26 protein-coding genes and 1 other annotated feature (1 of these 27 cut by a window edge) are annotated in these 25,476 nt (G+C 41.4%); all 26 genes read left to right on the forward strand.

The window, feature by feature from the left end:
* Positions 1–24 precede the first annotated feature (24 nt).
* The 26 genes from ftsL (at position 25) to V5M37_RS09045 (ending at position 25,381) form a co-directional block, all read left to right on the forward strand.
* The gene (ftsL, locus tag V5M37_RS08920; protein WP_213140842.1) at positions 25–384 is read left to right on the forward strand and encodes a cell division protein FtsL; all 360 of its coding nucleotides are present in this window, start codon (positions 25–27) and stop codon (positions 382–384) included.
* Positions 381–2,618, forward strand: coding sequence for a penicillin-binding protein (locus tag V5M37_RS08925; protein WP_423801633.1), 2,238 nt, complete (start codon positions 381–383; stop codon positions 2,616–2,618). Before ftsL ends, V5M37_RS08925 begins: the two co-directional genes overlap by 4 nt.
* 128 nt (positions 2,619–2,746) lie before the next feature.
* On the forward strand, positions 2,747–4,666 hold the full coding sequence (locus tag V5M37_RS08930) for a stage V sporulation protein D (protein ID WP_423801634.1): 1,920 nt from the start codon (positions 2,747–2,749) through the stop codon (positions 4,664–4,666).
* A gap of 168 nt (positions 4,667–4,834) precedes the next feature.
* The gene (locus V5M37_RS08935) at positions 4,835–6,304 is read left to right on the forward strand and encodes a UDP-N-acetylmuramoyl-L-alanyl-D-glutamate--2,6-diaminopimelate ligase (protein WP_423802592.1); all 1,470 of its coding nucleotides are present in this window, start codon (positions 4,835–4,837) and stop codon (positions 6,302–6,304) included.
* Positions 6,304–6,753: a hypothetical protein gene (locus V5M37_RS08940; protein WP_423801635.1), complete on the forward strand. Its 450-nt coding sequence runs from the start codon at positions 6,304–6,306 to the stop codon at positions 6,751–6,753. Before V5M37_RS08935 ends, V5M37_RS08940 begins: the two co-directional genes overlap by 1 nt.
* Before the next feature lies 1 nt (position 6,754).
* The gene (mraY, locus tag V5M37_RS08945) at positions 6,755–7,729 is read left to right on the forward strand and encodes a phospho-N-acetylmuramoyl-pentapeptide-transferase (RefSeq protein ID WP_213116420.1); all 975 of its coding nucleotides are present in this window, start codon (positions 6,755–6,757) and stop codon (positions 7,727–7,729) included.
* The gene (gene murD, locus V5M37_RS08950; RefSeq protein ID WP_423801636.1) at positions 7,730–9,082 is read left to right on the forward strand and encodes a UDP-N-acetylmuramoyl-L-alanine--D-glutamate ligase; all 1,353 of its coding nucleotides are present in this window, start codon (positions 7,730–7,732) and stop codon (positions 9,080–9,082) included. It abuts the gene before it with no gap.
* 150 nt (positions 9,083–9,232) lie between these two features.
* Positions 9,233–10,297 carry a stage V sporulation protein E gene (spoVE, locus tag V5M37_RS08955; RefSeq protein WP_378581848.1) on the forward strand — a complete coding sequence of 355 codons (1,065 nt, stop codon included), beginning with the start codon at positions 9,233–9,235 and terminating at the stop codon, positions 10,295–10,297.
* 147 nt (positions 10,298–10,444) lie between these two features.
* Positions 10,445–11,536: an undecaprenyldiphospho-muramoylpentapeptide beta-N-acetylglucosaminyltransferase gene (gene murG, locus V5M37_RS08960; RefSeq protein ID WP_423801637.1), complete on the forward strand. Its 1,092-nt coding sequence runs from the start codon at positions 10,445–10,447 to the stop codon at positions 11,534–11,536.
* An 80-nt stretch (positions 11,537–11,616) separates the two neighbouring features.
* Entirely contained in the window at positions 11,617–12,525 is a 909-nt protein-coding gene (gene murB / locus V5M37_RS08965; protein ID WP_423801638.1) for a UDP-N-acetylmuramate dehydrogenase, read from the forward strand.
* 251 nt (positions 12,526–12,776) lie between these two features.
* Positions 12,777–13,568 carry a cell division protein FtsQ/DivIB gene (locus tag V5M37_RS08970; protein WP_423801639.1) on the forward strand — a complete coding sequence of 264 codons (792 nt, stop codon included), beginning with the start codon at positions 12,777–12,779 and terminating at the stop codon, positions 13,566–13,568.
* Entirely contained in the window at positions 13,552–14,253 is a 702-nt protein-coding gene (locus tag V5M37_RS08975) for a DUF881 domain-containing protein (protein ID WP_213141307.1), read from the forward strand. Before V5M37_RS08970 ends, V5M37_RS08975 begins: the two co-directional genes overlap by 17 nt.
* A gap of 42 nt (positions 14,254–14,295) precedes the next feature.
* The gene (locus tag V5M37_RS08980) at positions 14,296–15,027 is read left to right on the forward strand and encodes a DUF881 domain-containing protein (RefSeq protein ID WP_423801640.1); all 732 of its coding nucleotides are present in this window, start codon (positions 14,296–14,298) and stop codon (positions 15,025–15,027) included.
* Complete coding sequence (locus V5M37_RS08985; protein ID WP_213116413.1) at positions 15,027–15,389, forward strand: small basic family protein; 363 nt, start codon at positions 15,027–15,029, stop codon at positions 15,387–15,389. The genes V5M37_RS08980 and V5M37_RS08985 overlap by 1 nt, the downstream gene beginning before the upstream one ends.
* A 121-nt stretch (positions 15,390–15,510) precedes the next feature.
* Positions 15,511–16,806: a cell division protein FtsA gene (ftsA, locus tag V5M37_RS08990; protein ID WP_213140833.1), complete on the forward strand. Its 1,296-nt coding sequence runs from the start codon at positions 15,511–15,513 to the stop codon at positions 16,804–16,806.
* Between the two features lie 41 nt (positions 16,807–16,847).
* Positions 16,848–17,999, forward strand: a complete 1,152-nt coding sequence (gene ftsZ / locus V5M37_RS08995) for a cell division protein FtsZ (protein ID WP_423801641.1) — start codon at positions 16,848–16,850, stop codon at positions 17,997–17,999.
* Positions 18,000–18,368: 369 nt separating this feature from the next.
* Positions 18,369–19,307, forward strand: coding sequence for a sigma-E processing peptidase SpoIIGA (spoIIGA, locus tag V5M37_RS09000; RefSeq protein WP_423801642.1), 939 nt, complete (start codon positions 18,369–18,371; stop codon positions 19,305–19,307).
* Between the two features lie 45 nt (positions 19,308–19,352).
* On the forward strand, positions 19,353–20,072 hold the full coding sequence (gene sigE / locus V5M37_RS09005) for an RNA polymerase sporulation sigma factor SigE (RefSeq protein ID WP_213116408.1): 720 nt from the start codon (positions 19,353–19,355) through the stop codon (positions 20,070–20,072).
* Positions 20,073–20,241: 169 nt separating this feature from the next.
* On the forward strand, positions 20,242–21,021 hold the full coding sequence (sigG, locus tag V5M37_RS09010; protein WP_149869517.1) for an RNA polymerase sporulation sigma factor SigG: 780 nt from the start codon (positions 20,242–20,244) through the stop codon (positions 21,019–21,021).
* A gap of 380 nt (positions 21,022–21,401) precedes the next feature.
* On the forward strand, positions 21,402–21,665 hold the full coding sequence (locus V5M37_RS09015; protein WP_213116407.1) for a YlmC/YmxH family sporulation protein: 264 nt from the start codon (positions 21,402–21,404) through the stop codon (positions 21,663–21,665).
* An 81-nt stretch (positions 21,666–21,746) separates the two neighbouring features.
* Positions 21,747–22,565 carry a peptidoglycan editing factor PgeF gene (pgeF, locus tag V5M37_RS09020; RefSeq protein WP_423801643.1) on the forward strand — a complete coding sequence of 273 codons (819 nt, stop codon included), beginning with the start codon at positions 21,747–21,749 and terminating at the stop codon, positions 22,563–22,565.
* An 8-nt stretch (positions 22,566–22,573) separates the two neighbouring features.
* On the forward strand, positions 22,574–23,251 hold the full coding sequence (locus V5M37_RS09025) for a YggS family pyridoxal phosphate-dependent enzyme (RefSeq protein WP_423801644.1): 678 nt from the start codon (positions 22,574–22,576) through the stop codon (positions 23,249–23,251).
* Positions 23,252–23,261: 10 nt separating this feature from the next.
* Complete coding sequence (locus tag V5M37_RS09030) at positions 23,262–23,714, forward strand: cell division protein SepF (protein WP_423801645.1); 453 nt, start codon at positions 23,262–23,264, stop codon at positions 23,712–23,714.
* Between the two features lie 4 nt (positions 23,715–23,718).
* Positions 23,719–23,982, forward strand: coding sequence for a YggT family protein (locus V5M37_RS09035; RefSeq protein ID WP_213116401.1), 264 nt, complete (start codon positions 23,719–23,721; stop codon positions 23,980–23,982).
* Positions 23,983–24,010: 28 nt separating this feature from the next.
* Positions 24,011–24,784, forward strand: a complete 774-nt coding sequence (locus V5M37_RS09040) for an RNA-binding protein (RefSeq protein WP_423801646.1) — start codon at positions 24,011–24,013, stop codon at positions 24,782–24,784.
* Positions 24,785–24,865: 81 nt separating this feature from the next.
* Positions 24,866–25,381 carry a DivIVA domain-containing protein gene (locus V5M37_RS09045; RefSeq protein ID WP_213116399.1) on the forward strand — a complete coding sequence of 172 codons (516 nt, stop codon included), beginning with the start codon at positions 24,866–24,868 and terminating at the stop codon, positions 25,379–25,381.
* A gap of 48 nt (positions 25,382–25,429) precedes the next feature.
* Positions 25,430–25,476: a binding site (T-box leader), on the forward strand; it runs 193 nt beyond the window's last position.

Raw genomic sequence — 25,476 nt, forward strand, 5'->3', positions numbered from 1 at the left:
TAATCAAACCGGAGGGGAAAAAGATTGAGTAATCTTGCCAGGAAAGTTCAAGAGCAGCAGCGAACAGAACAAACAGTACGCGACGAAAGACAGGTAAAAATAAAAAAATCCTGGCTTACTCCAGGGGAAAAAATAATCGGAGTTGTTTTTGCGGGTGTCGTTTGCTTTGGGGCGGCCCATCTCCTAAACAATCAGGCAAAAATCTATGACGTGAATAAAGAAATCCAAACGGTTGATGCCAAGGTGAAGGAACAGCAGAAAGTTAATAGTGACCTGCAGGTACAAGTTAGTGAATTAAGTACGTACGAACGGATTTATGAAAAAGCCAAACAAATGGGATTAATATTAAACGAAAATAACGTCAAGGTTGTGCAGCAGAAATGATTAAGAAACAGCCATATATAAATTCCGGAGCAGCGATATTGTTTATAATATTCAGCCTGCTCTTTTTTGTCTTATTGTGCAGATTTCTTTTCATTCAAGTTACTGGTGAAGCAGCAGGCCAGAAGTTATCAGCACTTGCTCAGGAAAAATATAACCGAAATGGAACCATCCCTGCAGTACGGGGAGTTATTTACGATCGGAATGGTGAGGTGGTTGCGGAGGATACTGCATCTTATACCTTAGTAGCAATTCTTGACAAGAAAATGACGACTGACCCGAAGAAACCGATGCATGTAAAGGACCCGGAGAAAACGGCAAAAGAGCTGGCCAAATATATTAAAATGGATGAATCAGAGATTTATCGCAGACTATCGATAAAAGGCCGGTTTCAGGTGGAGTTTGGAAAGGCAGGAAAAGATATTACCCATGACACCAAAACAAAGATAGAGGCACTGAAACTGCCAGGAATTACATTTATCCGTGATTCGAAAAGGTTTTATCCAAATGGTACATTTGCCTCGCATTTAATAGGGTATACAGACAGCGTTAAACAAAAGGATAATACCTTCAAATATGAAGGGATAATGGGGGTTGAAAAATCGTATAACGATGCCTTAACTGGCAAAGATGGAAAAATACAATATGAAAGTGATAAATGGGGATATATTCTTCCTACTGGAAAGGAAAAAGTCACCCCCGCAAAAGATGGAAATGATGTCTATTTAACGATTGATAAGAAAATCCAGACATTTTTAGAGGATGCCATGGACAAAGTGGTTAAGGATTACAAGCCGAAGAAAATTATTGCGATTGTGGCCGACCCGAAAACAGGAGAGATATTAGCGATGGGCCAGCGGCCGTCCTTTGATCCAAAGACAAAAGACGGGATTGATAAAAGCTGGCATAACGAAGCGATTGAAACTTCGTTTGAGCCTGGTTCGACGATGAAAATCTTTACACTTGCTGCAGCCGTTCAAGAAAATGTGTTTGATCCAAATGAACTGTATCAGTCCGGGTCTTACCGGGTGACGGATAAGGATAAAGCCATCCATGACCACAACGGTTCCGGCTGGGGCAGCATTACGTATCTTGAAGGTGTACAGCGCTCCTCGAATGTGGCGTTTGCGAAAATTGCTAAGGAAAAATTGGGCTTTGAAAGATTCAGAGAATATTTAACGAAGTTTGGTTTTGATAAGCCGACAGGCATCGAACTGCCAAATGAAACATCTGGGAAAATTCAATACACTTATCCAATTGAAAAGATTACCACCGCATATGGTCAAGGAACAGCGATCACACCAATGCAGCAAATCCAGGCGGCTACGGCCGTTGCCAATGGCGGGAAAATGGTAAAGCCGCATGTGGTCAAGAAAATAATCAATCATGATACTGGCGAAACAATAAAAGAAGAAACTGCCGAGGTTGTTTCTAGCCCGATTTCTGCCGAAACAGCCAGCAAGGTTCTCGATTACCTAGAAACGGTGGTCACCTCTCCAAAAGGCACCGGCGGGCGTTATAAAATTGACGGCTACAGTGTGGCAGGGAAAACAGGAACAGCTAATATCCCCGGTCCGGATGGAAAATACCTAAGCGGGGTTAACAACTATATGTTCTCCTTTTTAGGGATAGCTCCAAAGGAGGACCCGAAACTGATTGTTTATGTTGCCGTACAGCAGCCGGATCTGAAAGGACTTGATGCAGGCCAAGGCGCCATTCCTGTGTCGGCCATTTTTAACCCTGTCATGCAGAATAGCTTGCATTACTTAAATATTCAGCCTTCCACTACGGAAAAAACGAATGTCAGCGAATTGCCTGATTTACAGGGAATGGACGTGAATGAGGCGGTAAAAAGTCTAAAGGACAAGGGAATTGAGGCGGTGGTTCTCGGAACCGGAACCGAGGTGGACAAGCAGCTGCCTAAAGCCGGAACGGAGATTCTCGAGGGTGAAAAGGTGGTTATTCGAACAAATGGTGAATTGACTGCTCCAGATCTAACAGGCTGGTCACTAAGGGATGTCATGAAGGTTGCCAATTTGGCTGGATTAAATTTGAATCCAAAAGGCAAAGGATATGTTGTTAGTCAAAATATTCAACCACAAGCGTTATTGCGTAAGGATGATTTCTTGATTGTCGAACTTAAAACACCCGAAGAACAATGGACAGAGGAAATAAATGGGCAGCAGCAAGAGGGAACAAAGCAAGAGGACAATCAGGAAGAGAAAGTGCAGGATTAACTAAGGGAAGAGGCTGTGCTCGGACAGCCTCTTTTCCGCGGTTTGAACCGTTTGGACCCGTTCTAATCAAGGAAGTACAAGCATATAAATGAACGATAACGTAAAGGAGTAGGAGGCATTGTTCAAATATGCGCGTTTCAAATGTAACGGTCCGTAAACGGTTATTACTTGCACTAATCATCGGAATTCTGATCTTTTTGATTATTGATGTCAGGCTAGGTTATGTACAATTTTATCTAGGAGACATGTTGACTGGACGTGCAAAGGATTCTTGGAGCCGGAATATTCCATTTGAGCCCCAGCGAGGCGAAATTGTTGACCGCAATGGTGTTCCGTTAGCGACTAATATGAGTGCCCCAACTGTCTGGGTTGTCCCAAGACAGGTTAAAGACCCGGCGGCAACAGCTGAAAAACTGGCCTCAGTCTTAAATATGCCTAAAGAAACAGCCTATCGCGAGATAACACAAAAAGAGAGAATTGTTCGGATAAAGGAAGGGCGAAAGATCTCCCATGAAAAAGCAAAGGAGATCCGGGCTTTAGGTCTTGAAGGTGTCTACATTGGAGAAGATTCTAAACGACATTATCCTTATGGCAGCTATTTAGCCCATGTTCTAGGCTTTGCAGGAGTGGACAACCAGGGATTGATGGGTCTTGAAAAATATTATGATAAAGAGCTGAGCGGGGAAAGAGGCTCTGTTAAATTTTATGCAAATGCCAAAGGCGAACGAATGAATGATATGGCGGATGATTATGAGAAGCCCGTAAATGGTCTTGACCTAAAATTAACGATTGACACAAAGGTTCAGACGATTGTCGAAAGAGAGCTGGATATTGCTGAAGCTAAGTACAACCCTGATGGACTTATTGCCATTGCGATGAACCCGAACAGCGGTGAGATTTTAGCGATGTCAAGCAGGCCATCCTTTGACCCGGCAAATTTTCGCAACGTTCCGCAGGAGGTTTACAACCGGAATTTACCTGTCTGGATGACGTATGAGCCGGGGTCGACTTTTAAAATTATTACGCTGGCAGCGGCATTGAATGAGGGAAAGGTAGACTTAGAGAAAGAACATTTCCATGATTCCGGCTCAGTTCAGGTAGCCGGTGCCAGGTTGAAATGCTGGAAACGAGGCGGACATGGAGATCAAACCTTCTTAGAAGTGGTGCAGAATTCCTGCAACCCCGGATTCGTGGAGCTTGGTCAAAGGCTGGGAAAGGAAAAGCTTTTCCAATATGTAAAGGATTTTGGCTTTGGCCAAAAGACAGGGATTGATTTACAGGGGGAAGGAACCGGGATTCTATTTAATATGAACCGCGTCGGCCCGGTTGAATTGGCAACAACTGCTTTCGGACAAGGGGTATCTGTTACGCCAATCCAGCAGGTTACTGCAGTGTCTGCTGCCGTAAACGGCGGGATCTTATATAAACCTTTTATTGCAAAGGAATTAATCGATCCTGTAACTAAAGAAATCGTAATGAGAAATACTCCAGTTGAAAAGCGCAGGGTTATTTCTGAGGACACATCCAAGGAAATTCGCCATGCTCTTGAAAGTGTTGTTGCCCAAGGTACTGGAGGTAAAGCATTTGTTGATTCATATCGGATTGGCGGCAAAACTGGGACAGCCCAAAAAGCCCAGGGCGGCCGATACTTAGAAAATAACTTTATCGTCTCGTTTATTGGCTTTGCTCCCGCGGATGACCCGCAAATTGTCGTTTATGTGGCGGTTGATAACCCGAAAGGCGTAACCGCATTTGGCGGTACCGTAAGTGCTCCGATTGTAGGGAATATAATGAAGGATAGCTTGAGTGCGATGGGGGTAGAACCAAGAAAGGATCAAATTGAAAAAGAAATTAAATGGCCTGATACTGCACCAATCGAACTGCCTGATTTTGTCGGCATGTCAAAAATTGAGCTTATGGAACAAATCTTGAACCTTCGAGTTGATGCAAGCGGCGAAGGTGATGTTGTTGTGAGACAATCTCCTGCACCAGGAACGAAAGTAAAGGAAGGGTCAAAAATTAGACTATACTTCGGCAGTGGTGATTAATTAAAAATCTTAAAGCATTTCTCACCTCTAGTTTTTGCCGATGCAAAGAACAAAATGGCAAAAAAATTTATTTTCATGTAAAATAAAGTGAAACTTTCGCCCACTAGTCTCTTCTAAAGGGGCATTGGCAAAAGCAGAGGTAAGGTAATGAGAGGATTTGAGATGACCATGAAGCTGAAAAAGCTGCTTGAGAGTTTGCATCTGATAATTCCCTATGAAGGAGAAGACAGGGAAATCACTTCAATAGAAAATGACAACCGCAAGGTGCAAAACGGGAGCTTATTTATTTGTATTAAAGGCTATACCGTGGACGGTCACGATTTTGCTGAATCGGCCGCAGCGAGCGGTGCTGCTGCTATTCTCGCGGAACGTCCGCTTAAGCTTGATGTTCCTGTTATCGTTGTGAATGATACAACAAGAGCGATGGCAGTTCTGGCTGATACCTTTTTCGAACAGCCTTCAAAGAAACTGCATTTGATTGGAATTACAGGTACAAACGGAAAAACAACAACCAGCCACATGATTGAAAAGATTTTTGCTGATTATGGGCGGATTACCGGATTAATTGGCACGATGTATACAAAAATAGCTGATAAGCTAATTGAAACTAAAAATACCACACCTGAAAGCTTAACGCTGCAAAAAAACTTTAAACAAATGGTGGATGCTGGGGTGGAAACAGCGGTCATGGAGGTCTCTTCACATGCTTTGGATTTAGGAAGGGTCCATGGCTGCGACTTTGACGTGGCCGTATTTACCAACCTTACTCAAGACCATCTCGATTATCATAAGACAATGGATGAATACCAACGGGCAAAGAGTCTATTATTTGCCCAGCTTGGCAACACCTTTAACCAGCAAAAGGCTAAATTTGCGGTGTTAAATGCGGATGACCCTGCGTCAAGCATGTTTAAACGTTCGACGGCTGCCCATGTTGTGACCTATGGGATCGATTCAAAAGCGGATATTCAAGCCGAAAATATCCAGATGAGCGCATCAGGCACCGAATTTGAGGTCGTGTTTGGCAATCGTAGATATCCCGTAAACATTCAGTTTATCGGCAAATTCAGCGTTTATAATGTTTTGGCCAGTATCTCGGCCGCACTGGTATCGGAGCTTCCAATAGAGACGATTATTCACTCTCTTGAAAGTATTAAGGGAGTGGCAGGAAGGTTTGAGCTTGTGCAAGCAGGCCAAGATTTTACCGTGATTGTCGATTATGCCCATACACCGGACAGCTTGGAAAATGTTTTGAAAACAATCCAGCATTTTGCCCAGAAAAAAATCTTTGTTGTAGTTGGATGCGGCGGTGACAGGGACAGGACGAAACGTCCGTTGATGGCGCAAATTGCCTGTCAATATGCAACTGATCCGATTTTCACCTCGGATAATCCACGCAGTGAGAATCCGCTTGAAATTTTAAAGGAAATGGAATCTGGGGTTCAAGGCAGGAACTATATTTATCGAGTGATTCCTGACCGTAAAGAAGCCATTGGCGAAGCGGTAAAACAGGCAACAGCAGGTGATGTCATTTTGATTGCCGGCAAGGGACACGAAACCTATCAAATTATCGGCAGTGAAGTTTATGATTTTGATGACCGGCTTGTCGCTAGGGAAGCAATTGAGGAGAGAAAATAATGGTTTTGACCTATCAGGACTTGGCTGAAGTTTTTTCGGAAAAACAAGGAGTCCAAGGCGATTTTGCTTTTTATACGGTAACTGACATGGCGGGGGATATACAGCCAAAGGGACTGTTTATCCCTATAAGCGAAAATAGCGGCAGTCTATCTGAAGCTATTGCTCAAGGTGCTATTGCGGTTCTTTGGGACAAACGAAATAAACTGCCAAATTACACTCCAAATCATTTTCCGGTCTTTTTTACAGATGATTCAGGGGATGCAATTGTACAGATTTTAACACGATATATTGAAAAATTGGATGGAGAAGCAACTGCAAAAATGGAGACAACTAACTTTAAATTTTCAAATAAAAAACTTCTTAATAAAAATAACGAGTCATATGATATTGCTGTAATGCTAAAAAAAATAATCGAAAAACAAGAAAAGATACACGAGGGGAGGGGATAATATGCTGGAGCAAGTTATATTTTTCACAATCATCATGGCGTTTCTAATATCGGTGCTGCTTTCACCAGTTTTTATTCCCTTCTTAAGAAGGTTGAAATTTGGACAAAGCATCCGGGAGGAAGGACCTAAATCACACCAGAAAAAATCAGGAACACCGACGATGGGCGGCATCATGATTTTATTTGCAATTGTCATAACAACACTGGTGATGACGGGCAAATTTTCCGAACCGACAGTTAAAACGTATTTGCTGCTTTTGGTCACGCTTGGGTTTGGTTTATTGGGATTTTTAGATGATTTTATAAAAGTAGTCCTGAAGAGAAATCTGGGATTAACCTCCAAGCAAAAGTTTTTAGGACAAATCATTATTTCTGTTATATTTTATTTGGTGTACAAACAAAACGGGTTTTCAACCGAAATCATCCTTCCATTTACCGACAAGTCGCTTGATTTGGGATGGTTTTTTGTCATTTTTATAGTTTTTTGGCTAGTTGGATTTTCCAATGCGGTCAATTTAACGGACGGATTAGATGGTTTGGTGTCCGGTACTGCCGCTATTGCGTTCGGCGCGTTCGCCGTCCTTGCCTGGAATCAGTCGCAAATGGAAGTTGCGATTTTTTCTGTTGCCATTGTCGGAGCTGTCCTTGGCTTTTTGGTGTTTAATGCCCATCCGGCCAAGGTTTTCATGGGCGATACAGGCTCGCTTGCGCTGGGAGGGGCCATTGCCGCCATTTCGATCCTAACGAAGCTAGAAGTATTGCTCTTGATCATTGGCGGGATATTTGTGATTGAAACATTATCAGTCATTCTTCAGGTTGCTTCCTTTAAAACAACTGGAAAGCGCATCTTCCGAATGAGTCCCCTGCATCATCATTATGAGCTTGTCGGCTGGTCTGAATGGAGAGTAGTTGTTACTTTTTGGAGTGTCGGCCTAATTTTTGCGATTCTTGGAATCTATATCGAGGTGTGGTTGTAATTGAAGCAGATTGAATCTTATCGCCATAAAAAAATTCTTGTCTTAGGGTTAGCCAAAAGCGGAGTAACGGCCGCCGCTCTTTTACATAAACTTGGAGCCTTTGTAACAGTTAATGACAAAAAACCACTGTCGGAAAACCCTGAGGCTCAAGGGCTGTTAGAACAAGGGATTAAAGTAATTTGCGGGGAGCATCCGGTTGAACTGCTGGATGAGGGATTTGAGTTGATTGTCAAAAATCCCGGAATTCCATATACCAATCCAATGATTGAAGGCGCACTTGAAAAAGGTATTCCTGTCATAACTGAAGTGGAGCTTGCCTATGAAATCTCCGAAGCCCCACTTATCGGAATTACCGGAACGAATGGGAAAACCACTACGACAACCCTCGTTTATGAAATGCTGAATGAGGGTGCAAAGCAGCCGTTAATTGCAGGGAATATCGGGACAGTTGCTTCTGGTGTTGCTGAGATAGCGGGGAAAGACAATACCATTGTTATTGAATTATCATCCTTCCAGTTAATGGGGATTGATACTTTTAAACCAAAAATTGCTATTATTACAAACATCTATGATGCCCATCTGGATTATCATGGGACTAGAGAGGAATATAAAAGGGCAAAAGCAAACATTACGAAAAACCAAACAGAAGAAGATTATTTGATTGTAAATGCCGACCAGGAAGAAACTTTCGAAATGGCCCGCCATTCGAAAGCAAAAATCATTCCTTTCTCTACTAAAAAAGTGCTGATGGAAGGGGCCTGCATCAAGGACGGCTGGATTTGTTTTAATCAAGAAAAAGTCATGGAAATTGAGAAAATTGTTCTACCGGGCCGCCATAATTTAGAAAACATCTTATCGGCCATGGCTGCAGCCAAGCTTTCAGGTGTTGAAAATCATGCGATTCAACAGGTTCTTCTTACATTTACGGGAGTCAGACATCGATTGCAATACGTTGCTGAAGTGAATGGGAGAAAATTCTATAATGATTCAAAGGCAACGAATATGTTAGCAACAATCAAAGCACTTTCGGCATTTGACGGTCCGATTGTCCTGCTTGCAGGCGGTCTGGATCGGGGTAATGAGTTTGATGAGTTAATTCCTTACTTTAAAAATGTAAAAGCAATGGTTACATTCGGCCAGACAGCGCCAAAGCTTGAACGCGTTGGGCAAGTTGCGGGAATAAAATGCATAAAGCGTGTCGATAATGTTGACATGGCTGTACCTGCTGCATTCGGATTTTCGGAACCGGGTGACGTTATTTTGTTATCTCCTGCCTGCGCCAGCTGGGATCAATATAAAAGTTTTGAAATCAGGGGAGACATTTTTATCGAAGCGGTGCATAGACTTAAGTAGGGGACTTGTCCAAAGAAAAGCTTCAAGCGCCTTCGGACCAAGCACAGCTTGGTTCTGCGATTGTCCTAAGAAGCTTTCCTTTGTGCCCTAAAACTTGTAGTTGAGGTGTTTGTGGTGCCGACAAAGAGAACAACTCCCGATTTTATTTTAATGATCGTTACCTTTACCTTGCTTGCCGTAGGGTTGATTATGGTGTACAGCGCGAGTGCAATCTGGGCTGAATATAAATTCGAAGATTCCTTTTTCTTTGCAAAACGGCAAACCTTATTCGCGGGTGTAGGCATACTGGCCATGTTTTTTATTATGAATATTAACTACTGGACATGGCGGACGTGGTCTAAAACTATTTTAATTGTTTGCTTTGTTTTATTAATTCTCGTCCTAATCCCAGGTATCGGAAATGTTCGGAACGGGTCACGAAGCTGGATTGGCGTAGGGGCGTTCTCGATTCAACCGTCAGAATTTATGAAGCTTGCGATGATTGCCTTTTTGGCAAAGTATCTCTCGGAACGGCAAAAATTGATTACTTCCTTTAAAAAAGGACTTGTACCTTCATTGGGCCTCGCTTTCGTTGCGTTTGCAATGATTATGCTTCAGCCTGATTTAGGGACTGGTACCGTCATGATGGGCACGTGTGTGGTGATGATCTTTATCGCGGGGGCTCGCATCAGCCATTTTGCCTTTCTGGGACTCATGGGAGTAGCCGGATTTGTCGGCTTAATTGCCTCTGCTCCCTATCGGATTAAAAGGATCACGTCGTTTCTAGATCCGTGGTCAGACCCCTTGGGAAGCGGATTTCAAATTATTCAATCTCTTTATGCCATAGGCCCTGGCGGTTTGTTCGGACTTGGTCTTGGTGAAAGCCGGCAAAAGTTTTTCTACCTGCCAGAACCGCAAACCGATTTTATTTTCGCGATTCTCTCGGAGGAACTGGGCTTTATTGGCGGATCATTCGTTATTCTTTTATTTGCGCTTTTATTATGGCGCGGGATCCGTATTGCCTTAGGAGCACCTGACTTATATGGAAGTTTTCTAGCCGTCGGAATAATCGCAATGGTTGCGATTCAGGTTATGATTAATATAGGTGTTGTTACAGGACTAATGCCGGTTACGGGGATTACCCTGCCATTCCTAAGCTATGGAGGATCTTCCTTGACACTTATGCTAATGGCAATCGGTGTGCTCCTGAATATAAGCCGCTATTCAAGATATTAAAGAGTACCCTGTTGGTTGACAGGGTCTTTTTGTTTGTTTCTAATTTTCTTTTTTCATTACAAATAGATAACATTCTTTTTTCGATAGCTTTTTTCATATAATTTTTATAGTAGAATGTGTTTAGCTGACTTTTACGAGGTGAGAAATTTGAAAATAGCGGTAAGCGGCGGCGGTACAGGAGGTCATATATACCCTGCACTTGCACTTATTCGAGAAATCCAAAAGGAAAATGATCAAGCCGAATTTCTATACATAGGTACAAATAATGGTTTGGAGAGTAAACTTGTTCCCAGGGAAAATATCTCTTTTAAGTCTATCCACATTACAGGCTTTAAGAGAAAGCTATCCTTTGAAAATGTGAAAACGATTTGGCGGTTTCTTAAAGGAGTAAGAGACAGTAAAAAAATATTAAAAGAATTTAAACCGGACATAGTGATTGGGACAGGCGGATATGTTTGCGGACCGGTTGTCTATGCTGCTGCCAAACTGCATATCCCTACGATTATCCATGAGCAAAATAGTGTTCCAGGCTTAACAAACAAGTTCTTAAGCCGTTACGTCAGCAAAATTGCCATTTGTTTTGATGAAGCGAAGGAGTTCTTCCCTAAAGACAAAGTAGTCTTTACGGGTAATCCCCGCGCATCTGAGGTTATTGGTACGGATGGCATTAAGGGGCGGCTTTCTGCGGGTTTGAGCACAACTGAGCCTTGTGTCCTAATAGTTGGCGGGTCGAGAGGGGCGAGGCCTATAAACGAGGCGGTTATTAAGGCGATCCCTGAGTTTGCAGGTAAACCATATCAGGTGCTTTATGTAACCGGTGAAGTGCATTATGAAGATGTTAAAAAAGAAGCTGAATTGATTGGAAACCCCAAAAATGTCGTCATCAAACCTTTTATTCATAATATGCCCGAAGTTTTGGCAGGGACTGATTTAGTGGTAGCGAGAGCAGGGGCTACCACATTGGCAGAGCTCACTTCGCTTGGAATACCTAGTATTTTAATCCCAAGTCCGTACGTAACGAATAATCATCAAGAAAAAAATGCCAGGTCACTTAGCAGTCATGGAGCTGCACAAGTATTACTGGAAAAGGATTTAACCAGTGTGGTCCTTGTTAAGGAAATAGATCGGATTTTGCTAAATAAAGATATCCTGAAGGAAATGAAACAAAAATCCAGGGAAATGGGTGTTCCGGATTCAGCTGTTAGACTTTACAAAGTGATGAGGAATCTGATGAAATAATGGTAATCATTAGTAGCCCAAATTATTTTTTTGGCATAAACTAAAACGATATGTAAGTTAGGAAAGTTAGGTGGTATAAATTGGTTGAAGCTGTAAAAGAATTGCAAGAATTAAATATCGGAAAAGTGAAGATAAAAGAACCTCTTGCCCATCACACCACAATTAAAATCGGCGGTCCCGCTGATATATTTATTGAACCTTCTTCTGTTGAAAATTTGCAAAAGGTAATGGAAGTTATTAGAAACCATCACTTAAATTGGCGGGCTATTGGCAGAGGCTCCAACCTTTTAGTGTCAGATAAAGGAATTGAGGGAGTTGTCCTTAAACTGGGCAATGGCATCGATTCGCTTGAGATTAATGGAACTGAAATAACTGTTGGCGGTGGACATTCGCTTGTTAGTCTATCTACCTTAATTAGCAAAAAAGGTCTATCCGGTCTGGAATTTGCTAGCGGAATTCCCGGTTCTGTAGGCGGGGCCGTGTACATGAACGCTGGAGCACACGGGTCTGACATCAGCAAGGTTCTTACAAAAGCCCATATCCTATTTTTGGATGGTTCAATGGAGTGGCTTTCTAATGAGGAGCTAGAGTTTTCTTATCGGACCTCCATTCTGCAGAATAAACGTCCGGGTATCGTCGTCGAAGCTGTATTTCAACTCGAGGCAGGAGAAAAGAACTCGATAGTAGCCCAGATGCAAAAAAACAAAGATTACAGAAAGGAAACTCAGCCTTGGAATTTTCCGTGTGCAGGCAGTATTTTTCGGAACCCGCTGCCTAATTACGCCGGAAAATTAATTGAAGTAGCAGGCCTTAAGGGCTTTAGTATTGGCGGTGCAAAGATTTCCGAAATGCATGGGAATTTTATTGTCAATGCGGGCAATGCCACGGCAGGGGATGTGCTTGCCTTAATTCAGCATGTTAAAGATACGATTTACCATTTATATCAAATAAAAATGGAAACAGAAGTTGAAATCATCGGGAGAAAATAAGCAATGCCGCCTGTGGTATTTTCCTTACATTAGTTCCAAAATTTTACCCTTATTTTGAGCAAGAAATGTCTTACGAATGACAAATATTGTGATATAATTACTGGTAATATTATAGGGAAAATGCGGTAGAAAATGAATGACGGCATGACTTTTCGTGCCGTTGTTTCTCTTTCTTTGAAGCGTCTTCCAATGTTTTGGACAAGCAGGACAATAATAAAGGGAAACCACTTTTTATGGTGGAGGAATTATAAATGGAAAATGGAAAAATAGTTGCTCTAGAGGATCGAATTCCTAAATTAAAAGAACAAAGGCGGAAAAAAGCAAACAAAAGGCTTGTGCTTTTATTGTTTTTGTTTTTTACGATGATAGCAGCTGTTGCTTATACACAATCACCGTTAGCCCATATAAAAAAGATTACCATAAAAGGAAATGAGGTATATTCCCAAGCTGAAATCATCAAAACAAGCGGCCTAACGAACAGCACGAACATTTGGGAAGTCAGAAAGGATACAGTAGCCGCCAACCTGAAACGGCTATCTGAGATTAATAGTGCAGAAGTTAAGGTTGTATGGCCGAATTCAATTATGATCCAAGTAAAAGAACATAAAAGGATGGCTTACCTATACCAAGACAATGCCTACCTTCCGGTGATGGAGAACGGAAAAATCCTAACCAATAAAAAAACTGATATAATTCCCAGCAATTCTCCGATTCTAGTTAAATTCAAAGAAGGACCAGTCCTCGATGAAATGGTTGAAGGGTTAAAAAATCTTCCGGTTGGAATTGTGAACTCCATTTCTGAAATTCATTACACTCCGAAAAAAACCGACAAATATCATATTACTCTTTTTATGAATGATGGTTTTGAGGTAAGTGCCACACTTAGAAGCTTTGCTGAAAAGATGGTCCACTACCCTTCCATAATCAGCCAGTTAGACCCAAATAAAAAGGGCATTATTGATTTAGAGGTAGGTTCATATTTTAAGGCTTTTGATACGGAAGTGGAGGAAAATAAAGTTGAAAATCATGAAGGTGAAGGGTAATCATCTCGTCTTATCCCTTGTCTGTTTAGTTTTGGGGTTCATCATGGCATTCTCCTATCATTTAACCCAATTGGAACATGAATCGGAAAGGACAAGCCTTTCTGATAACCAATATAAAACAACCTTAGCCTTACGAAACCAGTTAATTTCGCAGGAAGAGGAGAATCGAAAACTGCAAAAGGAACTGCGACAAAAACAGGCCAGTGTGACAGAAAATGAAAAAAACCTAGCAAAGGAAGCACAGGTGTTTACCAACCTTGCCGAGGATGCAGAAAAATACAGGATGTTCTTAGGTAAGGTAAAGGTTACGGGAAAGGGAGTAAAAATTACTCTGACTGATGGGGCTTACAATCCGAAAGAACAGAATATAAACAGTTATTTGGTTCATGAACATCATGTTTTCAAGGTGATCAATGAGCTTTACATATCGGGAGCGGCTGCGGTTGCGATAAATGGCCAAAGGTTAACGAGCCATTCTTATATTAACTGTGAGGGCCCTGTCATAACGGTTGATGGAGTGCAGCATCCAGCCCCTTTTGTCATCACAGCTATCGGAGACCCTGAGGTCCTTGCTTCATCTATTAACTTAGTCGGCGGGGTAAAGGATCAGCTGGTTAACGATAATATTATTTTCACATTAGAAAAAGAAAGTGAAATTGCTTTAAACCCTATTCTTGGCGGTTAATAATGTGTCCACGAGTATATATAAGAAGGCTGGGTGGAAAAAGTGGACAAACGGAAAATGAAAATAAACTTTACGCTGATTGCTGCGATAATTGGTTTTATGATTGCAGTCCAATTTCAAACGGTAAAAAAGCCTGAGGACAGGGATACAAGGGATATTTGGCAGCTTAGAGAAGCCTTGTTAAAGGAAAAGGAGCTGCAATCTAATTTATTGAATGAAATTCGATCAAATGAGGAAAAACTATCAGCCTATAAATCTAAAAGAGAGCAAAGCAAAGAAAAGGCTCTGCGTGACACCCTAAATGAATTAAAGACAGACGCGGGCTTAACTGAAGTAACTGGCCCGGGAATTACTTTAATGATTGAACCTGTTATGGAAAATATTCAACTTGGGGAAACGACAAAGAATGTTGTTTCACCGGAACTCTTGAAAAGACTGTTAAATGAGTTAAACATGTATGAAGCCAAATTTGTTTCGATTGATGGCCAAAGGGTTATTAATACGACTGTTATCCGGGATATCAATACCGAAACCAAAATTGATGGCCATACCATAAAGGAACTGCCAATCGAGGTAAAAGTAGTCGTCAATGATCATAGTACGGCTGAAAAATTATATAACCGAATGAAAGTTTCCAAAGCGAGAGACGAATTTTTTACGGAGAACTTAAGGCTCGATGTGAATGCACCAAATCCGGAAATAACAGTCCCAGCTTATCAGAATCCAATTCGCATCCGGTATATGGAGCCGGTTAAAGAGGGGAGCGGTTCCTAATGTGGCTTCCGGTCATGGGATTAATAATTGGCATTATTCTAGGCTTGCTGACAGAAATTCGGATTCCTGAAGAATATTCCAATTATTTGTCGATTGCTGTCTTAGCGGCACTCGACACATTATTCGGAGGAATCCGTGCCTATTTGCAAAATATTTATGATGAAAAGGTCTTTGTTTCTGGATTCTTTTTTAATATAATACTTGCTGCAAGTTTAGCTTTTCTCGGTGTTCATCTTGGTGTAGACTTGTATTTAGCAGCTGTTTTTGCGTTTGGCGTAAGGCTTTTTCAAAATATTGCTGTAATTCGTCGAATTTTGTTAACGAAATGGTCAACAAAGAAAGAAAAATTAGAAAAAAGTTGAAAATTTTTAAAGGGAATCATTTAGTTTTGACGAATATTTTTATAAGATATGACTATGAATAATTCATTTGGACAAATAAATTGTTGTTCAATAAAAGGGAAATTAAAGGAGGTGCCAGAGAATGAACAGCAATGAAATATACGTAAGTCTTGACATCGGTACATCCAGTGTAAAAGTAATCATTGGTGAAATGGTCAATGACTCAGGAAAAGGCTCGTTAAATATAATTGGAGTTGGCAACGTAAATTCTGAAGGCTTGCGCAAAGGCTCAATCGTCGACATGGACGACACCGTTCATTCTATTAAAAGGGCGATTGAACAAGCGGAAAGAATGATTGGAATGGAAATTCATGAGGTTGTTGTCGGTATACCGGGACACAATATCATGATGCAGCCCTGCCACGGAATTGTAGCAGTCTCTGGTCAAAACCGGGAAATTACGAACGATGACGTTGCACGTGTTATTGAAGCGTCCTATGCTGGTTCTATACCACCTGAGAGAGTGAATATGGGGGTTATCCAAAGGCAATTTATTTTGGATGGAAAAGATGAAATCAATGACCCTCGCGGGATGATAGGTGTCCGCCTTGAGATGGATGGAACACTTGTGACCGGATCAAATTCAGTTCTGGCAAATATCATTCGCTGCGTTGAGCGCGCCGGACTTCAATTTTCAGATATTATTCTTCAGCCTTTGGCAGCGGGAGATTACGCTTTATCAAAGGATGAAAAAAATCTTGGCGTCGCCATGATTGATATGGGCGGCGGCTCGACTACAATTGCGGTTTATGAGGAAGGCTATTTAAAAGCTACAAGTGTCATTCCTGTAGGTGGGGATTTGCTCACGAATGATCTATCTAAAGTGTTGCACACATCCACGGAGGATGCAGAAAATATAAAATTAAAATATGGACATGCATTCTATGATCATGCATCTGAAGATGAATTTTTCAGTGTACCGATTATCGGAAGCGACCAGCATCAACAATTTAATCAGCTTTATGTATCAGAGATTATTGAAGCCAGAATGGAAGAGATTTTTGAGCTTATAGCAAAGGAATTAAAACGCATGGGCGTGTCCGACCTGCCAGGCGGTTTCGTGTTAACGGGCGGAACAGCCAATATGCAGGGGTTACTGGAACTTGCTCAGGATATGTTTAAAAATCCCGTCCGCATTGCCCGTCCCGATTATATAGGTGTAAGAGAGCCTCAATATACAACAGCGGTTGGCTTGATAAAGTATGCTTACAAGAATGCTAGATTACCAGGGAGCGTGGCGAGCCCGCAATCCGCAGTTTCAGAGCCAGTCGAAAAGAGGGCCCCGAAGCAGCAACAGCCAAAAACAAAAGTAGAAAAGCATCCGGAAGAAAAAATGACTTCAAGAGTAAAAAAATTCCTTGGATACTTTTTCGAATAAGCTAAATTGAAAAGGATATCGAAGAATTAGGAGGATTTTTCATGTTAGAGTTTGATACAAATTTAGATTCTCTTGCCACAATAAAGGTAATCGGGGTTGGCGGCGGCGGTAATAATGCAGTAAACCGAATGATTGAGCATGGTGTGCAAGGTGTGGAATTTATTGCAGTGAATACAGACGCACAAGCGTTAAATCTTTCAAAAGCAGAAGTAAGAATGCAGATCGGCGCTAAGCTAACCCGTGGTCTTGGGGCAGGGGCAAACCCTGACGTGGGCAAAAAGGCCGCTGAAGAAAGCAAAGAGCAACTTGAGGAAGCATTGCGCGGTGCGGATATGGTGTTCGTTACAGCCGGTATGGGCGGCGGTACTGGAACTGGTGCTGCACCTGTAATTGCTCAAATTGCCCGTGATTTAGGAGCTTTGACAGTAGGAGTAGTTACCCGTCCGTTTACGTTTGAAGGCAAAAAGCGGGCTACACAAGCCTCCGGCGGAATCGGCTCAATGAAAGAGGCAGTGGATACACTGATTGTGATTCCAAATGACCGCCTGCTTGAAATTGTGGACAAGAGCACTCCAATGCTTGAAGCATTCCGTGAAGCGGATAATGTTCTTCGCCAAGGTGTTCAAGGTATTTCCGATTTGATTGCCGTGCCTGGTCTTATTAACCTGGACTTTGCCGATGTTAAAACGATTATGTCGAATAAAGGTTCTGCTTTAATGGGTATCGGTGTATCTGCAGGTGAAAACCGTGCTGCAGAGGCGGCGAAGAAAGCCATCAGTTCTCCTTTATTGGAAACTTCCATTGACGGTGCTCAAGGTGTCCTAATGAACATTACCGGCGGAACGAACTTAAGCCTTTATGAGGTTCAAGAAGCTGCAGATATTGTTGCTTCTGCTTCCGACCAAGAAGTTAATATGATCTTCGGTTCTGTCATCAACGAGAACCTTAAAGATGAGATCATCGTAACAGTAATTGCTACAGGCTTTAAGGAAGAGGTCATCCAGCCAAAGGTAACACGTCCAACTTTTGGACAAGTTAAACCTCCAGTCGGCGGCGTCAAGAGAGAGCCAAAACGCGAAGAAGCACCACAACAGCAGGCTCCACAACAAGAGCCAGTTCGCAATAATAACAATTACCAGGAAGACACACTCGACATCCCAACCTTCCTGCGCAACCGCAACAGAAGACGATAAAAATTTTATATTAAATAAATGAAAAAGGTATGGCCTGATATAAAAAGGCTGTACCTTTTTTTATTTTCAACTATTATAAAACATTTGGTTGATTGCTGCGGAAAGCGAAGTGCTTCCTCCTAAAAGCTAATGCTTTCAGTCGTGCGATGCCTATGCCTATGCTGCCGAAGCCTTCCTTGTGGAGCAGCAATCAACCAACAAGTAAAAGAGAGTAATTATTCTATTTTCAATGTGACAAAATCCGAATAGAATAGGGAAAATTTCTGTTTTTTTGATTACAGAAAGTGACACACTTCAGACATACATCTAAGGTATACTTTTCCATAATCAGAATAATAGAAAGGGCCTTGTAGAAGGAGGAAGCGTTTTTTGATTGTCTATTTGGATGTGATTTGGGCTCTAAACCTGCTATTTGATAGTCTTCTCCTTTTTTTAACAGCTATTATTCTCAAAAGAAGGATTCGGCTGTGGAGAATCTTTGCCGGGGGATTCATTGGTTCACTGATCATTCTATTATCTTTTACGCCAGTAAATGCCATCTCCGGCCACCCGCTTTCCAAACTGTTATTTTCGATTGTGATGGTCTTAATAGCCTTTGGGTATAAGCGTTTGTCCTTTTTTATAAAGGCATTGATGACGTTATATGTGTCAACTTTTTTAATTGGCGGCGCATTAATGGGTGTTCATTTTTTTATCCAATATGACCCAAAACTTACCGTCGGTGTTCTAAAGTCGAGTGTGTTGGGATTTGGCGATCCGATTAGCTGGCTGTTTGTCCTTATCGGGTTTCCTGTTGCGTGGCACTTTTCAAGAAAAAATATTGAAAGCATGGAAATGACAAAAATTCAATACGATCAAATTGTAACTGTAACCGTAGTGATTGAGGAACAAACTTTATATTTGAAGGGCTTAGTCGATAGCGGCAATCAGCTATATGACCCTCTGTCAAAGCTGCCTGTCATGTTTGTTTCTATTAAGAATCAATTTGATAACATGTCGGACCTAATTAAGAAAATGGCGGCGGACCCTGAAGCACTTGTATTAGGCAATTCTGAGTTCCCCGAAGAGTGGCAGAGCAGAATGAGAATTATCCCTTACCAGGTAGTAGGCCAAACCTCTCAGCTCATTATTGCGGTTAAACCCGATAGAATATTGATTGAACATAATGGTTTCGAATACTTGTGTGATAAGGGGCTGGTAACATTTACACTTCAGCAGCTTTCATCTGATGATGTATTTCAGTGTATTGTTCATCCAAAAATGCTCACCGGGCCAAGGCAGAATGGGGAAACAGTGAAGGTAAGTTAATATTACTATACTCAGAAAAACAAAATTTTAGAAGGAGGAATACACATGAAAAAATGGAGACTTCGCTTATCCTATTATTGGTATAAACTATTAATGAAATTAGGTCTAAAAACAGATGAAATATATTATATTGGCGGAAGCGAAGCCCTGCCGCCTCCTTTAACAAAAGACGAAGAAGAAATGTTATTAAAGAAACTGCCTGGCGGCGATAAGGCGGCAAGATCGATATTAATCGAGCGAAATCTCAGACTCGTAGTTTATATCGCCAGGAAGTTTGAAAATACCGGCATCAACATTGAAGACTTAATAAGCATTGGGACAATTGGCTTAATTAAGGCCGTTAATACATTTAACCCGGAAAAGAAAATTAAACTGGCTACATACGCTTCAAGATGTATCGAAAATGAAATTCTCATGTACCTTAGACGCAATAATAAAATCAGGTCAGAGGTTTCCTTCGATGAGCCGCTTAATATTGATTGGGACGGCAATGAGCTGCTTTTGTCAGATGTTTTGGGAACGGATGACGACATCATTACAAAGGATCTTGAAGCAAATGTGGACCGAAAACTGTTAACCAAAGCATTGCATCAGCTTAGCGACCGGGAAAAGCAAATCATGGAGTTAAGGTTCGGCCTGACAAATGGGGAAGAAAAAACACAGAAGGATGTTGCTGATATGCTTGGCATCTCCCAATCCTATATATCTAGACTTGAAAAAAGAATTATTAAAAGGCTTCGCAAGGAATTTAATAAAATGGTCTAAAAGACAGAGAATAGAAAAATTTTTTTCCATAAAAAAGCTTTGAAAAATATTGCCTCTAATGCATTTTTCGACAATAGCTTACTTTTCCTTCCATTCATCAAGTGCATATTTTTCCTCCTCAAGGAGATACTGTTTTTTGTACAGCAGCTCTCTCGAGGAGGGAAAAGAATTGACTCGAAATAAAGTAGAAATTTGCGGTGTAGATACATCAAAACTTCCTGTACTGAAAAACGAAGAAATGAGAATACTCTTCAAGCAAATGCAAGAGGGCGATATAACCGCCAGAGAAAAGCTAGTAAACGGCAATTTACGCCTCGTATTAAGTGTTATCCAACGGTTTAATAACCGGGGCGAGTTTGTTGATGACCTGTTTCAGGTTGGCTGTATTGGACTGATGAAGTCTATCGATAATTTTGATTTAGGTCAAAACGTGAAGTTTTCCACCTATGCCGTGCCGATGATTATTGGCGAAATCCGGCGCTATTTGCGTGACAATAATCCGATCCGAGTATCTCGCTCTCTTAGGGATATTGCTTACAAAGCCCTCCAGGTAAGGGAGAGGCTGATGAGTGAAACCTCTCGGGAACCGACTGCTGAAGAAATCGCGAAGGTCCTGGAAGTACCCCATGAGGAAATTGTCTTTGCGCTAGATGCAATACAAGACCCGGTATCACTTTTTGAACCGATTTATAATGATGGCGGGGATCCAATTTATGTAATGGACCAGCTAAGCGATGAGAAAAATAAAGATATCCATTGGATTGAAGAAATCGCCCTTAAAGAGGGAATGAGAAGATTAAATGAACGAGAAAAATTGATTTTGAGAAAGCGTTTCTTTCAGGGGAAAACACAAATGGAAGTTGCGGACGAAATTGGCATCTCCCAAGCGCAAGTATCCCGCTTAGAAAAAGCAGCAATCAGACAAATGAATAAGAATATCCAAAGCTAAGCTGCCTTTTAAGGGCAGCTTATTATATTTCCGGGAAAGAGTATTTTCTCGGCAATTTTTTGTTTAAATTAATGGATTGGGCTATGCTAACGGGGCCTGTTGATTTCCGCTCCGGGCACTCGCTTTCCGCGGGGAGGTCCTAGAGCCTCCTCGGCGCTGAAAGCGCCTGTGGGGTCTCCAGTGACCTCAATATCCCGCAGGAGTCGAGTGCCCTCCGCTCCAATCAACAGACCCATTGAAAGCTTTAAATTTTTAAAAATAGGAAAACTCGTGGTGAGTTAAATGAGTGAAATAAAAGACTAGCTCATCTTTTTCTTTCTATTTTCCCAAATACAGGCATATATTTTTTATAGTATCGTAAGATTGGGAGTGGTTGTTTAATGGTTAAAATTTCCGACTTTCAGATAAAAGATGTTGTGAATGTTTCAGATGGCAAAAGACTAGGGAATGTTGGAGATATAGAAATTAATTTAACGACGGGAAAAATAGAAGCGGTTGTCATTTCCGGAAACGGGCGCGTGCTTGGCTTTTTTGGGAAGGACGAAGATATAGTGATCCCGTGGAAAAACATTATCAAAATTGGTCAGGATGTCATCTTGGTCCGCTATAAAATCAGCGATGAAAAAATAACGGAAGAAGAGTAGTCTTTGCATGAAATAAAACTGCTTCGGTGACCAATGCCCTGTTTCATGGTAAACTATAGAAAAAAGTTCAGAGGTAATGGAATGGAACCATTTATTATAAAGAATGAATCTTTATTAACCATCGACGGTTGGATGAATAGCACTCCCGGCCTTGTTGCCGGAATAACAACCAAGCTGGGGGGACAAAGTAAAGGCAGCTTTGAAGCCCTAAATCTCGGCTTTCATGTTGGTGATATTTTAAATGATGTTTGCACAAATAGAATGAAAGTTTCCGAACTGCTTGATTTTCCATTAGATTCATGGGTTAGCGCTGAGCAAACACATGATATTTTCCTGCAAAAAATAACAAAAGCAGATCGCGGGCGAGGGTCTATTTCCTACGAACAGTCTTTTAAGAGCACGGACGGCTTCTATACAAGTGAAGAGGGAATATTGTTAACGCTTTGTTTTGCCGATTGTGTCCCTCTTTTTTTTATTGCTCCCGAATATCGGATGATTGGGGCGGCACATGCTGGATGGAAGGGGACGGTAGGACAAATTGCCCGTGAGATGATAAAAAAATGGGAAGAGGAAGGCATCAAGGCTGAGAAGGTTTTTGTCGCAATCGGTCCATCAATCTGCGAAAAATGTTATATTGTGGATGAACGTGTCGTTAACTTGGTTGAAAATATACTAGAAGATGTCGATAGAAAACCCTATAATTTAATTAGTGAAGGTCAATACTCATTAAACCTAAGGGAATTGAACAAGCAGATTCTCGTTAAGGCAGGAGTACCAAAGGAAAATATAATCGTCACGGATTATTGCTCAAGCTGTAACAACCATTTGTTTTTTTCCCACCGGAAGAGCCATGGCAAAGCCGGCAGAATGTTAAGCTTTATTGGCTGGAAGGAGAATTAGAACCGCTTATGAGAGTAGCAGCAAAGTATGAACTTATTAGACAGCAAATAAATGAAGCGTGCGAAAAGACAGGCAGGAAACCAGATGAGGTAACTATAATTGCCGTTACAAAATACGTCAGTACCCAAAGAGCGCAGGAAGCGCTTGATGCAGGCATTCAGCATCTTGGCGAAAACCGGGACGAAGGAATGCTTGAAAAATGGGAAGTTCTTAAGGACAAGCCAATTTGGCATTTTATTGGAACCCTGCAGACACGAAAGGTAAAGAATATTATCGATAAAGTGGAGTACATTCATTCCCTTGACCGTCTTTCTTTGGCCCAAGAAATAAATAAACGTGCCAATTCAAAAGTAAAGTGTTTGGTACAGGTTAATGTAGCAGAAGAGGACTCAAAGCACGGTTTAGCGGTTGAAGAAGTGATCGACTTTATTAAATCACTTGGCTCCCTAGAAAATATTATTGTTGCTGGTTTAATGACAATGGCCCCACTCACGGACGATGAAGAAGTCTTGCGTGATTGTTTTCAAAAACTTAGAGAACTTCGTACTCAAGTTCAATCCTGTCACTTAGACTATGCTCCTTGTTCAGAGTTGTCGATGGGGATGTCTAATGATTTTGCCATCGCCATCGAAGAAGGGGCTACGATGGTAAGAATAGGTACAGCGCTTGTTGGTGAAGCTGGTTAGGAGAGTTGATATGACAATTAAATCTAAACTAAAAACATTTTTCTTTTTAGACGACGAGAACGATGAGCAAAATGAAGATTATAGTGAGCCGAAGGAACCAATAAAGCAGAAAAAACAGCCGTTAAAAAGTCATAATGTAGTCAGCCTGCAAAGTGTGCAAAAGCCCCCTGTCCAAGTAAAGCCCTCAAAGCTTATTTTGGCAGAACCGCATTCCGAATCTGAGGCAACCGAGATTGCCGACCATCTAAAAAACCGCCGTCCGGTGGTGGTGAATTTGCAGCGGATTGATCAAGAGGAAGGCCGGCAGATCGTTCATTTCTTAGGAGGAGTAGTATATGCTCTCGGTGGGGAAATCCAGAAAATTGGCGCCAATATATTCTTGTGCACCCCGGATAATATGGAAGTATCGGGGAATATTTCGGAACTGCTCCCTGACCACGAAAATATGAATACGAGGTGGTAAAGAGATGTTTTTTGTTATCGGTTTAATACAAAAACTCATTTGGGCTTATTCGTGGGCATTAATTATTTACATATTGATGTCCTGGTTTCCGGGTGCTAAAGAATCCGCGATCGGTCAATTCTTAGCAAGAATTTGTGAGCCATATTTGGAACCATTCAGAAGGATTATTCCCGCAATCGGCATGATTGACATTTCTCCGATTGTCGCATTTCTTGTTCTCAACTTTGCAACACGGGGCTTAAGCTATGTAGCTGTCTGGCTCTCATAATACTTAAAAATAGGTTGGTTTTTAGAGCATGAATATATATCAGCATTTTCGTCCAGAAGAACGGGATTATATTGACCAGGTCATGCAGTGGAAAAACACTGTTGAACTTCAGTATGCCCCGAAATTAACGGACTTTCTTGACCCAAGAGAACAGCATATCTTAAAAACGATCATCGGTGAAAATGGTGATGTAAAATATCAACTCTTTGGAGGATGGCCAGGGGCAGAACGAAAAAGGGCTCTTCTTTTCCCGGAATATCTAGTCCCAGCTCAAGAGGATTTTCAAATCAGCTTGTTTGAAATTGACTATCCAAAGAAGTTTGTCAAAATTGAACATCCCAACGTCTTAGGCACATTGATGTCGTTGGGGCTAAAACGTGGGAAATTTGGCGATATTCTTGTCGATGACGGGCAAATCCAGTTCTTGGCAGCCAAGGAAATAGGCGGCTATATCAGCAGTAATCTTGAATCAATCGGTAAAGCAACGGTTCAAATAATCGAGAAGCCGCCCGAAAACATAATTTCTCCTAAAGAATTATGGGAGGAACATGAATTAACAGTATCTTCATTAAGGCTGGATACTGTTATTTCTGGTGTTTATAATCTTTCCCGGCAAAAATCGCAAAACTATATTGCCGCAGGCCTAGTTAAGGTCAATTGGACTCAGATTGAAAGCCCGGCCTTTGTTTGTGAAATTGGCGATATGCTGTCGGTCCGGGGCCATGGAAGGGTAAGATTGTCCAGTATTGACGGAAAAACAAAGAAAGAAAAATGGCGAATTTCTGTCGGAAGACAAAAATAATTTATTTTCTTGCAGGATATTCGAAAAACTTGTCGAATATTCACATTTACATATATTGCACAGATTGTTGGAGGTGGCATCATGCCGTTAACGCCGTTAGATATTCATAATAAGGAATTTAATAAAGGATTTAGAGGGTATGACGAGGATGAAGTAAACGAATTTCTTGACCAGGTAATCAAGGATTACGAACTTGTCCTTAGAGAGAAAAAAGAATTGGAAGAGCGCTTAACTGACCTGCAGGAACGTTTAGGGCATTTTACAAGTATAGAAGAAACACTTAATAAATCGATTGTGATTGCCCAGGAGGCAGGGGAAGAAGTAAAACGCAATGCGCAAAAGGAAGCGAAGCTAATCGTCAAGGAAGCGGAAAAGAATGCGGACCGTATCGTTAACGAATCCCTATCTAAAGCGAGAAAGATTGCTCTGGAGATAGAAGATTTAAAGAAGCAGTCGAAAATTTTCCGCACCCGTTTCAAAATGCTGATTGAGGCACAGCTCGATATGCTGAATACTGACGATTGGGATCACCTTTTAGAGTACGAACTTGATGCCACCGAGCTGAAAATCCACGAAGAAGAGGATTCATTAGCTTGACGAACAGCTATTTAGTAGCATATAATTTCTTAACAGATTAATTGAATGAAAATGACGAAGACAGGGACAGTACAATTTTTCAAAAAAGCTTATTA

Origin of the sequence: Neobacillus sp. SAB-20_R2A (assembly GCF_049568635.1) — a bacterium.
In the GTDB taxonomy this organism is placed as follows: Bacteria; Bacillota; Bacilli; order Bacillales; family Cytobacillaceae; genus Neobacillus; species Neobacillus citreus.

Coding starts and splice junctions, on each gene's coding strand:
- V5M37_RS08925 (WP_423801633.1), top strand. CDS start 381: ATGATTAAGAAACAGCCATATATAAATTCCGGAGCAGCGATATTGTTT.
- V5M37_RS08930 (WP_423801634.1), top strand. CDS start 2,747: ATGCGCGTTTCAAATGTAACGGTCCGTAAACGGTTATTACTTGCACTA.
- V5M37_RS08935 (WP_423802592.1), top strand. CDS start 4,835: ATGAAGCTGAAAAAGCTGCTTGAGAGTTTGCATCTGATAATTCCCTAT.
- V5M37_RS08940 (WP_423801635.1), top strand. CDS start 6,304: ATGGTTTTGACCTATCAGGACTTGGCTGAAGTTTTTTCGGAAAAACAA.
- mraY (WP_213116420.1), top strand. CDS start 6,755: ATGCTGGAGCAAGTTATATTTTTCACAATCATCATGGCGTTTCTAATA.
- spoVE (WP_378581848.1), top strand. CDS start 9,233: ATGATCGTTACCTTTACCTTGCTTGCCGTAGGGTTGATTATGGTGTAC.
- V5M37_RS08970 (WP_423801639.1), top strand. CDS start 12,777: ATGGAAAATGGAAAAATAGTTGCTCTAGAGGATCGAATTCCTAAATTA.
- V5M37_RS08975 (WP_213141307.1), top strand. CDS start 13,552: ATGAAGGTGAAGGGTAATCATCTCGTCTTATCCCTTGTCTGTTTAGTT.
- V5M37_RS08985 (WP_213116413.1), top strand. CDS start 15,027: ATGTGGCTTCCGGTCATGGGATTAATAATTGGCATTATTCTAGGCTTG.
- ftsA (WP_213140833.1), top strand. CDS start 15,511: ATGAACAGCAATGAAATATACGTAAGTCTTGACATCGGTACATCCAGT.
- ftsZ (WP_423801641.1), top strand. CDS start 16,848: ATGTTAGAGTTTGATACAAATTTAGATTCTCTTGCCACAATAAAGGTA.
- sigE (WP_213116408.1), top strand. CDS start 19,353: ATGAAAAAATGGAGACTTCGCTTATCCTATTATTGGTATAAACTATTA.
- V5M37_RS09015 (WP_213116407.1), top strand. CDS start 21,402: ATGGTTAAAATTTCCGACTTTCAGATAAAAGATGTTGTGAATGTTTCA.
- pgeF (WP_423801643.1), top strand. CDS start 21,747: ATGGAACCATTTATTATAAAGAATGAATCTTTATTAACCATCGACGGT.
- V5M37_RS09025 (WP_423801644.1), top strand. CDS start 22,574: ATGAGAGTAGCAGCAAAGTATGAACTTATTAGACAGCAAATAAATGAA.
- V5M37_RS09030 (WP_423801645.1), top strand. CDS start 23,262: ATGACAATTAAATCTAAACTAAAAACATTTTTCTTTTTAGACGACGAG.
- V5M37_RS09035 (WP_213116401.1), top strand. CDS start 23,719: ATGTTTTTTGTTATCGGTTTAATACAAAAACTCATTTGGGCTTATTCG.
- V5M37_RS09040 (WP_423801646.1), top strand. CDS start 24,011: ATGAATATATATCAGCATTTTCGTCCAGAAGAACGGGATTATATTGAC.
- V5M37_RS09045 (WP_213116399.1), top strand. CDS start 24,866: ATGCCGTTAACGCCGTTAGATATTCATAATAAGGAATTTAATAAAGGA.